The organism is Chryseobacterium sp. SG20098 (assembly GCF_031844745.1).
Lineage (GTDB): Bacteria > Bacteroidota > Bacteroidia > Flavobacteriales > Weeksellaceae > Chryseobacterium > Chryseobacterium cucumeris.
Map to the genome: position 1 here is coordinate 684,196 of NZ_CP134622.1, position 14,723 is coordinate 698,918.

General features: G+C 36.0%; 13 protein-coding genes. 6 read left to right on the forward strand and 7 right to left on the reverse strand.

The window, feature by feature from the left end; translation table 11 throughout:
• Nucleotides 1-198: 198 nt before the first annotated feature.
• From rplT to RHP76_RS03050, 3 genes are all read right to left on the reverse strand, one after another.
• Nucleotides 199-543 carry a 50S ribosomal protein L20 gene (rplT, locus tag RHP76_RS03040; RefSeq protein WP_002979659.1) on the reverse strand — a complete coding sequence of 115 codons (345 nt, stop codon included), beginning with the start codon at nucleotides 541-543 and terminating at the stop codon, nucleotides 199-201.
• A 117-nt stretch (nucleotides 544-660) separates the two neighbouring features.
• Nucleotides 661-858 carry a 50S ribosomal protein L35 gene (gene rpmI, locus RHP76_RS03045; protein WP_034694453.1) on the reverse strand — a complete coding sequence of 66 codons (198 nt, stop codon included), beginning with the start codon at nucleotides 856-858 and terminating at the stop codon, nucleotides 661-663.
• Nucleotides 859-1,086: 228 nt separating this feature from the next.
• Nucleotides 1,087-1,908 carry an alpha/beta fold hydrolase gene (locus RHP76_RS03050; protein ID WP_311229454.1) on the reverse strand — a complete coding sequence of 274 codons (822 nt, stop codon included), beginning with the start codon at nucleotides 1,906-1,908 and terminating at the stop codon, nucleotides 1,087-1,089.
• 357 nt (nucleotides 1,909-2,265) lie between these two features.
• Between RHP76_RS03050 and RHP76_RS03055 the strand changes: the two genes are divergently transcribed.
• The 4 genes from RHP76_RS03055 (at nucleotide 2,266) to RHP76_RS03070 (ending at nucleotide 8,247) form a co-directional block, all read left to right on the forward strand.
• On the forward strand, nucleotides 2,266-2,508 hold the full coding sequence (locus RHP76_RS03055) for a hypothetical protein (protein WP_062669754.1): 243 nt from the start codon (nucleotides 2,266-2,268) through the stop codon (nucleotides 2,506-2,508).
• 372 nt (nucleotides 2,509-2,880) lie between these two features.
• On the forward strand, nucleotides 2,881-5,346 hold the full coding sequence (locus RHP76_RS03060) for a tetratricopeptide repeat protein (protein WP_311229455.1): 2,466 nt from the start codon (nucleotides 2,881-2,883) through the stop codon (nucleotides 5,344-5,346).
• 61 nt (nucleotides 5,347-5,407) lie between these two features.
• The gene (locus RHP76_RS03065; RefSeq protein WP_288444634.1) at nucleotides 5,408-7,615 is read left to right on the forward strand and encodes a tetratricopeptide repeat-containing sensor histidine kinase; all 2,208 of its coding nucleotides are present in this window, start codon (nucleotides 5,408-5,410) and stop codon (nucleotides 7,613-7,615) included.
• Nucleotides 7,616-7,617: 2 nt separating this feature from the next.
• The gene (locus RHP76_RS03070; RefSeq protein ID WP_120231059.1) at nucleotides 7,618-8,247 is read left to right on the forward strand and encodes a response regulator transcription factor; all 630 of its coding nucleotides are present in this window, start codon (nucleotides 7,618-7,620) and stop codon (nucleotides 8,245-8,247) included.
• 81 nt (nucleotides 8,248-8,328) lie between these two features.
• Here RHP76_RS03070 and RHP76_RS03075 read toward each other — a convergent pair whose 3' ends face one another.
• Nucleotides 8,329-8,895, reverse strand: coding sequence for a hypothetical protein (locus RHP76_RS03075; protein ID WP_120231060.1), 567 nt, complete (start codon nucleotides 8,893-8,895; stop codon nucleotides 8,329-8,331).
• 86 nt (nucleotides 8,896-8,981) lie between these two features.
• Entirely contained in the window at nucleotides 8,982-10,055 is a 1,074-nt protein-coding gene (locus tag RHP76_RS03080; RefSeq protein ID WP_311229456.1) for a resolvase, read from the reverse strand.
• Between the two features lie 158 nt (nucleotides 10,056-10,213).
• Here RHP76_RS03080 and RHP76_RS03085 point away from each other — a divergent pair, with 158 nt between their 5' ends.
• Nucleotides 10,214-10,777: a hypothetical protein gene (locus RHP76_RS03085; protein WP_288444627.1), complete on the forward strand. Its 564-nt coding sequence runs from the start codon at nucleotides 10,214-10,216 to the stop codon at nucleotides 10,775-10,777.
• A gap of 95 nt (nucleotides 10,778-10,872) precedes the next feature.
• Here the strand turns inward: RHP76_RS03085 and infC are convergent, their stop codons facing one another.
• Together infC and thrS are read right to left on the reverse strand one after the other, a co-directional pair.
• Nucleotides 10,873-11,373, reverse strand: a complete 501-nt coding sequence (infC, locus tag RHP76_RS03090; RefSeq protein ID WP_027372223.1) for a translation initiation factor IF-3 — start codon at nucleotides 11,371-11,373, stop codon at nucleotides 10,873-10,875.
• A gap of 174 nt (nucleotides 11,374-11,547) precedes the next feature.
• Nucleotides 11,548-13,467, reverse strand: coding sequence for a threonine--tRNA ligase (gene thrS, locus RHP76_RS03095; protein WP_062669742.1), 1,920 nt, complete (start codon nucleotides 13,465-13,467; stop codon nucleotides 11,548-11,550).
• 242 nt (nucleotides 13,468-13,709) lie between these two features.
• Here thrS and RHP76_RS03100 point away from each other — a divergent pair, with 242 nt between their 5' ends.
• Complete coding sequence (locus RHP76_RS03100) at nucleotides 13,710-14,684, forward strand: dipeptidase (RefSeq protein WP_311229457.1); 975 nt, start codon at nucleotides 13,710-13,712, stop codon at nucleotides 14,682-14,684.
• Nucleotides 14,685-14,723 lie beyond the last annotated feature (39 nt).

The following is a 14,723-nucleotide window of genomic DNA, read 5'->3' on the forward strand; positions in this document are numbered from 1 at the left end:
AAATAAAATTTAGGTAAATTTTTCTTTATTCTTGAATATGTTTAATGATAAATTCATCTTTTGTGAATTCTAACTCATAAAGTTTACTGTTGTTATAGCAATTAGAATGGAATTTACCATATAAGAAATTGAAAAGTATATAACAAAAAAATCCCGGGAAAACCCGGGACTTATATTGATAACAAAATCTATTCTACATTATTTTACTTGATCTACAACAGCTTTGAAAGCTTCAGGGTGATTCATTGCTAAATCTGCTAAAACTTTTCTGTTAAGTTCGATGTTGTTCTTTTTAAGAGCTCCCATAAATTGAGAGTAAGACATTCCGTGCTCTCTAGTTCCCGCGTTGATACGAGTGATCCAAAGTGCTCTGAAATTTCTCTTTTTCTCTTTTCTACCACGGTAAGCATATTGCATTGCTTTTTCTACCGCGTTTTTAGCTACAGTCCAAACGTTCTTTCTTCTTCCGAAATAACCTTTAGCGTGCTTAAAAATTTTCTTTCTGCGAGCTCTTGAAGCTACGGCATTTACTGATCTTGGCATAATTTAAATTGTTTTTTTGAAAAGGGCGGCAGTGTTATTGCTCTTATTTGCACCGTTTCAGGGTTAAAATTGTGAATTTGTTTGAATTCTTATAAACCGAATATAGATTTATAAAAACTACTTAATTGCTAATTGACGTTGAACGCTTTTCTCATCCACTTTAGCTACGTAAGAAGTAGACGTAAGATTTCTCTTCTGCTTAGTTTCTTTCTTAGTTAAGATGTGGCTTTTGTAAGCGTTTTTTCTTTTGATCTTACCTGTTCCGGTAAGAGCAAAACGTTTCTTAGCACCTGATTTCGTTTTTAATTTTGGCATTGTTTTGCTTTTTTATTGTTTTTGTTATCAATATCTGTTTTGGCTACTCCTAAGACATTAGGAATAATAGTGTGCAAAATTACGAAAAAAAAGTGATCCGTGAAAGTTTTTTTAATCTACATCATAGAAAGCAGGATACCTTAAATTTTAAAGGCAAACCTGCATAACAACAGGTCTGCCTTTTATTAATGATTTTTTTACCAGAATTGATATGGTATCTATAAAAATTTAGGATTTAAAAAACTCCAGAAGATCTCTGTTAATGGTTTCAGCCTCTGTAGTTGGCATTCCGTGCGGGAATCCAGGATAAGAAATCAGTTTTCCGTTTTTAAGTAGAGTAGCAGCAATCTTACCTGTTGTTTCAAAAGGTACAATCTGATCATCTTCACCGTGCATTACCAATACAGGAACATCTACACTTTTAAGATCCTCGGTGAAATCTGTCTCAGAGAATGCTTTCACACAGTCATAATGTGCTTTGATAGAACCATTCATACCTTGTCTCCACCAGTTTCTCTGGATTCCTTCTGAAACTTTGGCTCCTTCTCTGTTGTACCCATAAAAAGGGAAGGTAATATCGATGAAGAATTGCTGTCTGTGTTTTGCGGTATTGTTTCGGATATCATCAAAAACGGAAATAGGAACTCCATTCGGGTTATTCTCATTCTGAACCATAATAGGTGTCACTGCACTTACCAGAACGGCTTTTGCCACTCTTCCGTTACCATGCTTTGCTACATATCGGATTACTTCACCACCGCCTGTAGAATGTCCTACGTGGATTACATCCTTCAAATCCAAAGCTTTAACAATTTCTGCTACGTCAGATGCATAAGTATCCATATCATGTCCGTAAGGTGTCTGTTCAGATCTTCCGTGTCCTCTTCTGTCATGAGCAATTACTCTATAACCCTGTTCCAGAAAGAAGAACATTTGGGCATCCCAGTCATCACTCGATAATGGCCATCCGTGGTGAAAGAAAACCGGCTGTCCTTTCCCCCAATCTTTGTAATAAATTTCTGTTCCGTCTTTTAATGTAAGTGTGCTCATTGTTTCTTTTTTTAATATTAATAAATAGTGTGTTTGATTTTTTATATCACAAATTTAGATAGAAAATCTTTAGAATATCTTGATCTAAGATAATAATTGTTTAAAAATTTGTTAACAATAATAATGTATAGGTAATACTCTTTAAAGAGTAAATAGATTGAAAATGTTTTTGTTACGAAGAAAATACTCAAAAAAGTAAGGCAGCACAAAATATACCTGATAATCGGGATTGCAGTATTTGACGGTTCTCTCTAATATTGACGATGAATATGAAACATACAATTCAGGTAGGCTTGATCATTACTATTTTCAGTCAAACCTGCTGAACTTATTGTTAACCTGTAAATTTAAACTGTTATGCTTTCATCCGCAGACCTACACCTGGAAAGAGCTTTATTTTTTGCTGTCTTAATTATATTTTTTGGAGCAGGATTCCTGTGTACGCTGATTACTTTCATTATCAATTTTATACAAAAGAAAGATAAAAAAGTGGTGTATTACCTTCTTATATTTCTTATTTCCGGCCTTATCGGAGTAGTTTTAACTGCATTTTATTGTTACATGATCCTGTTTGAACAGGCCGAAACCTATAGGCCGTAAGAAGATGTGATGCATTATATTATGAAACAGACTAAACTAAAAACCACTGATATCAGGGATGTTTTTATACTGTCTCTATTTTTATCTTTGACCTAAAAATCTAATAAAGATAAAACGGTTAAAATCTCTCCCGAATAAACAATAATTTATAACTTTTATAGCTTTCTTTTTCACACCCGATTCAACGATAAATTCTTATTTCGAATAAACACTAAAAAACTATGGGTAAAAACACTAGCCAAATACAATGGAGTGAGGAAGAAGCTGTAAAAGTAATATTGATGCGTATCTTGGAATTATGCAGCTACTCTGGAGGTAACTTCAGGTAACAGGGAATGCTGTAATGCTTTCCGACATTATAAAATTTGACGAATGGCTCACCGGATTTATTTATACAACTACGATCAGAAATTAAATCAGACATTCGATACCTATCTTGGCGAGTGGAACTATGAAATTCCATTACTGCTGTATCCTCTGTTCGCAGAAGACATCAAAGTGGAAGGCGTTGAATTTTTCTCAGATAAAAATCAGGGAATTGTTCAGTTGCGTTATTTTTTTAATCTGCTGGCAGATTCTTATCAGCTGCATTACAAGAAGGCTTATTACGAACCCGTTAATAAAATGTTCGAGTTTCTGGAAGCTTTACCTTACGACACTTTTGTATTGAATGCAACAGATGTTTTCAATATGAACGAAGAAGAACATACGGTACAGGCAAAGGAATGGCTGGTAGAAATTCAGCAGAAAAGCAAGCTGTATAAAAAGGCTGTTAAAGCCCGTAACCTTTCGCTACTGGATCCCTTGTTTTCACTGACAGGATATTCCTCATTTCTTGAAATTTTACAAACCGACTGGATTAATTACGGATTGGGATATTTTGAAGAGCTTGCCTATAAAAAAGCGGCATCTTCTGTATTTGAAGAGAACGGAAAGTTTGGCCTCAAAGATGCAAAAGGGGGTATTTTAGCTCCGGCAGTTTATGATGATATTTTTGAAGCAGATGATTGCTACAATATATCGGTAATTCAAAAAGGGGCTTTTTTCGGTTACCTGCAAAGTGATGGAAAAGAATGGGTTTCTCCGGTATATGAAGATGCTTTTGACGTATTCGATTTTGGACAGGAACCTTTAGGTGAAGTAAAGGTGAATGGCAAATCAGGGATTTTAAAAATCTATTCAAACACCTGGATGATTCCTGCGGAATACGATGCCATTGAAAGAGCAGCCTATGGATTTCTTTTGGTAGAAAAAGATGGAAAATTCGGAGTTTACAACGATGAAAACATACTGATTATCCCTATTGAAAGCGAAAATCCATATGAATATGATTATTTCCCTGAATTATTTTTCACCAGACAAAAAGGTACCGGAAAACGAAAATATTATACAAAAGAAGGAAACTATCTCGGAGACTTTTTAGAAGGCAGCATCTCAAAAGCAAGTACCTGTTTCTGGATCAAACCGAACAAATTTGACAAGAAGGGCAGATTGATTGATGAAAGAGGCCGCCTCATTATAGACGAAGCAGATCAGATGATCTTAATTGATAATTATGAAACTCTTGCTGTTCGTAAAGACAAAAGCTGGAAGGTTTATCATGCTTTAAAACATCAGTTTCTGCTGGAAAATGAATCTGTTAGTAAAATAAAAGCACAGTCCAATGCCGGATATAAAAATATCTTTATCCTGGAAACCAATGCAGGATCAGGACTTTTTGATGCAGGTAATGGAAATTGGTTAATCACTCCCCAACCGGAAATTAAGCAGATTCACTATCTGGAAAATGGATTTTTATCGGTTCAAAAAAATGAAGGGTATCAATTGTTCGATTTTGAGAATGGTCTGTCAGCCCAATTGTATGATTATATTTCCAATCCTTTGAATTACAGAACAGAAGAAGGTTTGTTGTTTCTGTATCAGGGTGAAAATATGTTGAGCATGCATGAAGACAAAAGCATTCACCGGGTAGAGGCTTCCGAATATGGTGCCGTTTATCTGGACCGGTATTCATTCCGGGGAAAAGATCTGGAATACTTTACTTCCTTTTATAACCGTTGGAAAAGCCAGACGGGTAAGAACGCCGAACAATTCATGGAGGTTGGAACGATTAAAAAAATGGCTTTTGACGAAAAGGAAAACCAGAATTACCACGAATCACTTCGTCTTTTTGATTTATCTGCCCAAAAGGGTGACATGGATAGCCTGGTAGAAATAGGATTACTGCTTACCGACCCTGAAATAGAATCATTATTTGATCCGCAAAGAGGCATTGCATATTACGAAAAAGCAGCACAACGAAACCATCCTATAGCCTGGAATAATATCGGGGCTTTATACCACAACGGAATAGGGTATTCTTTTAATATCAAAAAAGCAATTGAGGCCTATGAAAAGAGTGCCGAGCTTGGTGACGAAATGGCACTTGTCAACCTGGGTGATCTGTATTATTTTGGACAACACGTGAAGCAGGATTACAGTAAAGCTTTGGATTTTTATCAGAAAGCTGAGAAAAAATATACCTACAATTACGATAAAATCTCAGAAATCTATTACCAGTTAAGAGACTATAAAAACCTCTTGGTATACTTAAAAAAAGACTATGATCAATCTTATTCCGGGGTTTATTATGGTATTATCTACGAACACGGTATGGGAGTAAAAACGGATCTGAAGAAAGCCATTAAGTATTATGAACAGGCCAATACTTACAGTGCCTACGAATATGCAACACAACGTTTGATGTATTATTATGGTGAAGATCCGGCCTTTAAAAATGAAAAGAAATACCTGAAGTGGAGTGCTTTTGCTGAAAAGCATGGTTTCGAAACAGATTAGCAGGGATTTGCCTATATTTACTTTCCTTAATGGAATGCAATTTAATAAAGATAAGGGTTTGATGCACAGGTTATTATTTATATTTACTTTACTTACTTGTCCGTTTTTTGCTCAGGCACAGGATGTTTTAAGCAAATTAGAAAGAGAATACAGCCATGCCTCAAACAATACGGCAGAACAGCTTAACCTGGCTCCCAGGTACGCTACAGCATTATTCTTTCATAATCTTAAGCCCAAATCTTACCAGATTTTAGATACTAATATTTCCCTTGCTGCAAAAGAGGCGGATGGAAAGTATGCCACAATTTTATATGCGGTACAGGCCATGAATTACCGGCTGGATAATAAAGCCGCGGAGTCTTCAAAAAGCCTCGATATGGCAAAGGCCTACAGCTTAAAAACGAATAGTAATGAAGCAAAGGGTTATGTACAATATGCAAAAGGCTGGATTCTGGTACGCAATAATAAAACGACCGATGCTGTCGCTGCTTACCTGAAAGCGATCGAATATTATGAAAACTCACCAACTACTTCCACACTATATGGAAGATTGGGTAATGCAGCCAAGGAATTATCTGCCATTTATTCTGACCTGAATGAATATCAGCTGGAAGAAAAATACAGCAAACAATTTCTATTGTTAGCTTCCAAGCAAAATGACCCCAATCTTATCTTTGATGCTTACATGCGGATGGGGTACGTATATGAACAAAAATATACACAGGAGCCATCCAATACAATGTTTCGAAATAAAACGGAACAGTATTATTTACAGGCTATTGCGACTTTTAATAAAAATAAAGATGCGATGCTTAGCAGAAACAGCCTCTCATATGCTGCCATCAATTTAGCTAATTTATATACTGGGTTTGACAGTAATAAAGCTATGCAGTATGCACAGTTAGCCAATAAAGTGAGCCTGGAGATTGGTGATGCTATTCACATTGCTTCTTCCTTTGGAATTCTGGCAGAATTGGCATTGCAGGATAAAAATTATGATTTAGCCAAATCTTATTTTCTGAAAGCCTCCATGGAAATTGGGAAAAGCCCGGTAAGAAATCATATGATAGAATTGTCTATCCTTGAATCTCTATCCAGAATTAGTGAAGAGCAGGGCAATTATAAAGAAGCACTGACTTATTATAAAAGCTATGTTGATCAATACAAGAGCATTTACGATCAGGAAAAACTGGATATCACCAAAAGATTAGAATCACAGTTTGATAAAGAGCGACAGGAGCAAAAGTACATCAAGCTACAGCTCGAAAGCGACAAGAAAGCACAGGAAATCAAACTTATTAATATTTTGCGTGCACAGCGTGAACAGGTTTATAACAACCTAAAATTGGTAGAAGAAAACCAGCGTGAAAGACTGAAATTCTCAGAACTTGAATCCGAGAAAAAAGAACAGCAGCTTCGTTTGGCAAAACTGGAAACCCAACAGAAGAATAACGATATTAATACCTTTAAAAAACTCCTGGCGTTCAAGGAAAAGATCAATACGTACTACATTTTTTTTATTATTTTTTTCATCATTTTGATCCTCTTGTTGCTGTATGCCTATAAGCAGCGTGCCAGGTCTATTAAACGAAGAGACGAACTGCATGCTTTAGCCATGGAACAGGAAAAGCAAAACTCGAAAATATCTACCCTTACTGCATTGCTTGAAGGGCAGGAGCAGGAGCGTGGCCGTCTGGCCCGTGATCTCCATGACGGACTGGGAGGTTTGCTGTCCGGAACTAAGCATCAACTTTCTTATTTAAATCCTCATCAATCCGAAAATATTGAAGAAGGAATTTCAAAATCAATTGAACAGATCGATGGTGCTGTGGAAGAACTGAGAAGGGTGGCACATAATCTAATGCCTGATTTATTAACAAAATACGGTCTGGAAGTGGCTATTCAGGAGTTTGCTTCACGAATTTCCAATCATGCTCTGGAAATCCATACAGAGTTTATCAATTACAGCAATTCCATATCGAAAGAAAAGCAATTGATCATTTACAGGATTATTCAGGAACTGGTCAATAATGCGATAAAACATGCCGATACTTCCGAAATTATTGTTCAGATAAGCGAAGAAGAAAACCTAATAAATCTTACAGTAGAGGATAACGGTAAAGGTTTCGATCATACCAATTTAGACGTTAGAAAAACGGCAGGTTTTCACAATATAGAATTGAGAGTCCAGTTTTTAAAAGGAACCATGAATATCACCTCCGAATTAAATATTGGCACCAGTATAGAACTTCAAATCCCTATTCATTAAACATGATAAAAGTAGCCATAACAGACGATCATCCGCTTCTATTGGAAGGTCTGAAAAATATTTTAGGCAACAGCGGAACAATAGATGTCGTAGAATGTTTCAAAAGTGTCTCCGAAATGAATGCAGGCCTTGCAAAACAGGCGGTTGACATTCTGCTGCTCGACATTAATCTGGATGATACCAACAGCATTGAACTCATCAAACCTTTAAAGAAAAAGTACAGCAGCCTTCAGATTATTATCCTTAGTGTTCATAACGAACTGCCCGTCATCAACAGTACTCTGGCGGAAGGTGCTTTAGGATATATTCAAAAAAATGCTTCAGTTTCCGAAATTATCGAAGGAATTAATGCTGTATATAGCGGTAACAGGTTTTTATGCTCTCAAACCAAAGCTGTTCTGGAGAAAAAATCAACAGACGGATTAAGTCAGGTTCCGAAACTAACCAGAAGAGAAAAAGAAATTCTGGGTGAAGCAGCAAAAGGGCTTACTACCAATCAAATGGCGGAAAAGCTTTTTATAAGTCCGCACACAGTAGAAAGCCACCGCAAAAATCTTATCGAAAAATTTCAGACCTCCAACCTGAGTTCAGCTATAAAATTAGCTATAGAATACGGCTTGATTATCGAATAAAATAATCATCCCGAAAAAAGGCTGCTCACATCATGTGAGCAGCCTTTTTCTTATATAATCAAATAATTTGGGTGTGTACGGTTAATCTTTAAATTTCAACGCAGCCTGAAACAGATTCTTTTTGTCTACTAAATCGTATTCGTCATTGTAAACCGGCTGGTACATCAGGATGAAAACGCTGCCGTCAAAATCTTTTAAACTGATGGGCTGATCTACCATGATATCATAAAATCTTGTAATTGTACGGGTAGCAGTCCATTGCTTTGCATTGCCTTTTGGGTTTTTATCAAATCTGTGATCTTTTGCATCTGTATAATACCAGTATGAAGGCGCGGAATCCATCAGAAACATTTCTTTATCCTTGTTATAGAGCTCTTCGGCCATACCTGTATTCTGGAACCATGGAACTTCAGTATTCAAAACGCCCAAAGCTCCTGCATAGATATCTTTATTTGTTGTGGCACCCACTAAAAATCCTTCCAGATTGGAAGACGTGATTTCAAATAAAAAAGGAGATTTTTTCAGTTCATAAACATCATTCACGGGTTCAATTACTTTTCCATCCTGTTTAATAACGACTTTTAACGATTGTGCAAAAGTCATAAAGCTTAATAAACAAAAAAGAAGGGTCAAACTTAATTTTTTCATTGTATCTCTTTAAATAATTGCAGCAAAGATATTAGACTTTATTTCCCTGTGCACTCGCTGATTTCAGGGGTTTTTATTTCATCAAATTAAAGCAGGTCAGTCTTCAGCTGGATTTTTATATAAGCCGTTTTATGTTTTTTACCATTAGCCGAAGCAGAGTTAAGAGGGTAGACTTCTGCATAGAAAGTGTCATTATCGGTCCAGAAAGCCTTTTTATCATCTGCTATTTTAAAGTTGGTGAAATTCACATATAAAAGGTTGTCCTGTTTCTTAGTTTGAGGAAAGTATTTAGAAATAACAAAATTACTCCCCACATCATGATTGGATGAAACGAAGGTAACCCAGCCTTTAGTTGGAAGGATTTGCGGATAACCTTCTGTACTCAGTTCAAACATAACTGCATTTTTTAAACTGTAAAAAGAATAGTAGGAATCTGCAGCTTCATCAGAATTTTCTTTGAATACTTCCAGGTTTAAATAGGGTGACCTTCCTACATATTCATTGGCAAGCGGTCCGGTCTCGGTAGAGATACTTTCATGTTGTGTAATGACGTCTTCTCTGCCGTTTTCTTTGTAAACCCAGTTATCTGCCTGCAGTTGTATATTGGGATTTTTTACCAGCTTTTCACCAATTTGTTTTTTTGAACTGGCTTTAAATTCCTGTTCAGAAATCTCCACAATGGTCCCGAACTTCTTAAAAGATTTATTCTTAGAATCACTAGATTCTCTAAAAGTGCTGCTTCTGATCTCATAAAGGTCAACCCCTTTTAACGTAAGTTCGTATGCCGGTGTGAATTCCGACTTCAGGACCAACGCTTCAATACTGTTCGAAATGTTATTATTAATGCTGTAATGAATAGAATAGAAGTCCTCAAACTCTTCAAATCCATAATAATTATCGAGTTTATTGTAAGGCATTTTCAAATAGGGAGCATCTGTATTCGGCGCGGTAAAAAACTGTACAGAATCCAGTTTAGTAAATAATTGAAACGGTACCTCCTGAACATTGTCCACGCCTTGTATTTTTTTGAAATCGGCAAATGTTACCGTTTTCTGCTTTACTTCAGTTTTTACATTATGTGTTTCTGATGTTTTATCCTTTTGGTTACATCCTGCAAGAATCACCATGGATGATATAAAGAATTGATTGATGACTTTCATTTTTATATTTTTGCGCAAATGTATCAGTATTAAGACCAGCAGCCAACAAAACCACCTGATATAGGGAATAAATGGCCGAAAACAGGGATATTTTGAACGATGGATTTTGGAGAATTTTACAAAATGAAAACCTCAATATTGTAATTTACTTTTTAAAAATGAAAAACTTAATAATCAGCCTTTCAATGGTGACTGCTTTATTGGCGTCCTGTTCACCTTCTTCAGACAAAAAAACAGAAACAAATACATCTCCGGATACTCAAAAAGAAGTGGCATCATCTCAACCGGAACCAGTGAAGAATGATCCGGAACCAGTAGAAATTCCAGCTGATTTTTCAACATTGGTTCCTATTGACGTATTGAATAGTAAAAGCCCCAATGTGCATGATAAATATGGTATAGAATTCTCCGGGAACTGTTACTCATGCGATTTGGCCAGTCTTTCTATAACGAAGAAGCAGATCAGATGGACCAACGTCTGTGATGAAAAAGACACTTTTGAAATTGATGATTTTTCATACACTACTGAAGAAAACAAAACGATCTTTAAAACACCGGAAAGAACCTATATTTTAACTCAAATAGATAAAGCACCCGTTTACGAACTTGTGATAGAAGGCAAAAAACTGGAGTTAAAGAACAAAAGAATATCAAAATATTTTACCACCAAAAAAGCTTTGCCGCTTTTCACAGAACATGACTGTGGAGATTTTGAGGGATAAGCCGTAGAGTAGCCCGGGAAAGTCTTGTTTTAAAATATAAGCATAAAAAAACCTCAAAGTAATTTGAGGTTTCTTTATATAAAATAATGACTTAATTATTTTGCTGGTTTTTTAGGACTCATCATCATAATCATCCTTTTTCCTTCAAGTTTAGGAAGTTGGTCTACTTTACCCACATGCTCAAGTTCCTGAGCAAGTTTTAAAAGCAAAATTTCTCCCTGGTCCTTAAAGATAATCGAACGTCCTTTAAAAAATACGTAGGTTTTTAATTTAGAACCTTCTTCAAGGAATTTTTCAGCATGCTTCTTTTTGAATTCGTAATCGTGATCATCAGTCTGAGGTCCGAAACGGATCTCTTTTACTACCACTTTTACCTGCTTGGCTTTAAGTTCCTTCTGTTTTTTCTTTTGCTCGTATAAGAATTTCTTGTATTCCAATACTCTTGCAATAAATGGTTCTGCCTTGTCAGAAATTACTACTAAATCCAATTCTTGTTCCGCCGCAATTTGTCTTGCTTTGTCAATTGGGTAAATTCCTGGCTCTACGTTATCGCCCACTAAACGAAGCTCTCTCACACGAATTTTATCGTTGATCAAGTGAGCGTCCTCTTGTACCGGACGTCTCTGTGGGCCCCTGTTGTTAAATCTTTGTGCTATTGTATTATAATTTTATTGGTTAATTACTTAATTTAATTGATTTAAATATTTAAAATTGAAAGATTCCAGTTAATTATTTAAATTTTTGAATCCTTCAATCTTTTAATTTAAAAGTTATATGGCTGCTTCTTTTTTGAAGTAAGCAACGAAATCCTCCAGCTTCATCACTCCAAGATCACCTTCTCCACGTCTTCTTACAGAAATCGTGCCTTCTTTCTCTTCATTTTCTCCTACAACAAGCATGAAAGGAATTTTCTTCAATTCAGCATCACGGATCTTTTTACCTGTCTTCTCATTTCTTTCATCAATCTGACCGCTAATATCGTGATTTTCCAAAAATTGTGAAACTTTTTTTGAATAATCTACATATTTTTCACTGATTGGTAGAATAATAAACTGATCCGGGCTTAGCCATAACGGGAAATCACCTGCAGTGTTTTCCAGCAGAATAGCGATAAAACGCTCCATAGAACCGAAAGGTGCTCTGTGGATCATCACCGGTCTGTGCTTTTCATTATCATTTCCGATATAGTGAAGATCAAATCTTTCCGGTAAGTTATAGTCTACCTGAATCGTTCCAAGCTGCCATTTTCTTCCTAAAGCATCTTTCACCATGAAGTCAAGCTTCGGACCGTAGAATGCCGCTTCGCCGTATTCTACAACTGTTTTTAAACCTTTCTTTTGAGCTGCATTGATGATCGCACTTTCTGCTTTCTCCCAGTTTTCATCAGAACCGATATACTTTTGTTTGTTTTCAGGATCTCTTAATGAAACCTGAGTTACAAAATCTTCAAACCCTAAAGATTTGAATACATACAACGTAAGATCAATTACTTTTTCAAATTCTTCAGAAAGCTGATCCGGAGTACAGAATAAGTGAGCATCATCCTGAGTAAATCCACGAACTCTCGTTAAACCGTGAAGCTCTCCACTTTGCTCATATCTGTATACCGTACCGAATTCTGCATATCTTTTTGGTAAATCTCTGTAGCTCCATTGTGAAGTTTTGTAAATTTCACAGTGGTGAGGACAGTTCATCGGCTTCAGCAAAAATTCTTCTCCTTCGTTCGGCGTTTTAATCGGCTGGAAGCTGTCTTCACCATATTTATCCCAGTGTCCTGAAGTTACATACAATTCTTTGGCTCCAATATGTGGAGACATAACGAATTCATAACCTCCTTTTTTCTGAGCATCAGAAAGGAAATTCTCCAGTTTTCTTCTTAAAGCAGTACCTTTTGGCAGCCAAAGTGGTAAACCTGCACCTACTTTTTCAGAGAATGCGAAGATTCCAAGTTCTTTACCTAATTTTCTGTGATCTCTTCTTTTAGCTTCTTCCAATCTTTCTAGATATTCTGTCAGATCTTTCTGCTTAGGGAAAGAAATACCATATACTCTTGTTAATTGTGGGTTCTTTTCATTACCTCTCCAGTAAGCTCCTGCTGCATTTAATATTTTAACCGCTTTTACGATTCCTGTATTCGGAATGTGACCACCACGACATAAATCTGTGAAGTTATCGTGGGTTACAAAAGTGATTTCCCCATCATTAAGATTAGAGATCAATTCCACTTTGTAAGGGTTATCTGCATACGTCTTCAAAGCTTCTTCTTTAGAAACCGGATATAAAGAGAAAGTAGAACCTTTCTTTGCATTTTCCAGGATCTTTTTCTCAATCTTCTCAAAATCTTTTTCAGATAGACTTTCATCCCCGAAATCTACATCATAGTAGAATCCGCTTTCGATAGCAGGACCGATGGTCAACTTAGCATCAGGATAAAACTCAAGGATTGCCTGCGCCAGAAGGTGGGCAGAAGAGTGCCAGAAAGCCTTCTTTCCAAGATCATCATTCCAGGTCAAAAGCTGTACCGTAGAATCCGTGGTTATAGGTGTGGTCGTTTCTACTTGTTTGTCATTAACAATTGCGGAAATGGTGTTTCTAGCCAATCCCTCGCTTATAGATTTTGCCACATCAAGGGGAGTCACTGCTCCCTCGAATTCTTTGACACTATTGTCTGGAAGTGTAATTTTTATCATTGTTTACTAAGAAATTTTAAGATGCAAAAATACGGAATTTTTAGATAAAATACTATATTAGCATATATTTAGAATGAGAATTAATATTAAAAATGTAAAAGATGCAGATGGTTTTAGTCTCACTGAATTCCATATTTCGTTTTTCATAGAAAAATACCTTTGATTTTTTATTCAAGATAACACCAATATTAAGATACTTAGTCTATTTGTAAGTCTTTAAAAACAAATTAATTACAATTAATATGAATGCTATAAATGTTGACCTTCACTGCGATTTATTATGCTATTTGCTGGAGCCGGGTTCATTAATTAACGACAAAGAACTTGGATGCTCACTTCCTTATTTAAAAGAAGGAAATGTAAAGCTTCAGGTGATGGCTATATACTCCGCGACAGGGCAAAATAGTACTGCTTACGGAGTAAAACAGAGCGAAATATTTTCAGATCTCCTGCAAAATGAAAGTTTTTTCTTATTCGATGGTAACAATTATAAAAATCCTGAAAATATAGGCAAAGTAGGAGTTATCGCTTCTATTGAAAATGCATCCGGCTTCTGTGGCGAAGATGACACTTTGGAAACGGGTTTTAAAAATCTGGAAGCGATTATTGAAAAAACACAACGAATTCTTTACCTTGGAATAACCCATCATACTGAAAACCGCTTTGGAGGAGGGAATAATTCCGATGTAGGGTTGAAAGATGACGGAAAAGTCTTGCTTGACTATTTCTCAGAAAAAAACATTGCTATTGATCTTGCCCACACCAGTGATCAGCTTGCCTATGGAATTCTTAATTATATTGATCAGAGAAACTACAAAATTCCTATTATCGCAAGCCATTCCAACTACAGACAGGTACATGATAAAAAGAGAAATCTTCCCGATGAACTGGCGAAAGAAGTGATTAAAAGAAAAGGGCTGATCGGACTCAATTTTATCCGCAATTGTGTCGATGATACAAATCCGGAAATGTTATATGAACATATTCAGTACGGCCTTGATTTAGGAGCAGAAGATGCAATTGCCTATGGAGCAGATTTTTTCTTTTGGAAAAACCATCCGGATAAATCCCGATATCCTATTTTCTTTGAGGGCTATGACGATGCATCTGCTTTTAATGCAATCAATAAAGAAATTGAAAAACGTTTTTCTTCCGAATTGTTAGAAAAGATTAGTCACAAAAATGCATTGGATTTCATAGAGAATATGTATAAATAAAATCATTCTTATCGAATTAAATTAAGGTATAATTAACAG